The 452-nt window shown below is 50.7% G+C and carries 1 pseudogene; it reads left to right on the forward strand.

What is annotated here, in order from left to right:
• Nucleotides 1–2: 2 nt before the first annotated feature.
• Nucleotides 3–398: pseudogene (locus ACTHTY_RS11915) on the forward strand (DUF6973 domain-containing protein); the annotation flags it as partial.
• Between the last annotated feature and the right edge of the window lie 54 nt (nucleotides 399–452).

A 452-nucleotide genomic window follows, 5' to 3' on the forward strand; every position in this document is an offset into this window, starting at 1 on the left:
ACATGGCTCAATTCGCGCTGAACCATCCCGTAGCCGCCCAAGTTATCGGCATGGCAGACGAAGGCTTACTCAATATGAACAGTAATGCCACACGCTTTGCCGAGCGTACAGGTTTGGACGACAAAGCAAACGGCAACAGCAGGGGAACACAGGTCAATGCAGTACGCCAAGCATTATGGCAGGCGGCGATTGCTTATAAATTCGACAGCATTATTGCCGAAAAAGCAGGGAATGCGCGTTTGACGGATATGGAGTTGCGAGGAGGTAAAGACGACTACTTCAGCCGTTACCTTGCAGACCAGGCAGTCGATCAACGTAACAACCGTATCGGCCGCAGTATCGGCAGCGCCAAGCCCAACAGCGATATGAAAACGCTAGCGGCAAACATTCTGTTCTACTAAAACAAAGTAGGCTTGTGGACGGATTCTGAAGTGAACAACCGTTGGCACATT

Source organism: Neisseria sp. P0019.S002, from assembly GCF_051957155.1.
In the GTDB taxonomy this organism is placed as follows: domain Bacteria; phylum Pseudomonadota; class Gammaproteobacteria; order Burkholderiales; family Neisseriaceae; genus Neisseria; species Neisseria perflava.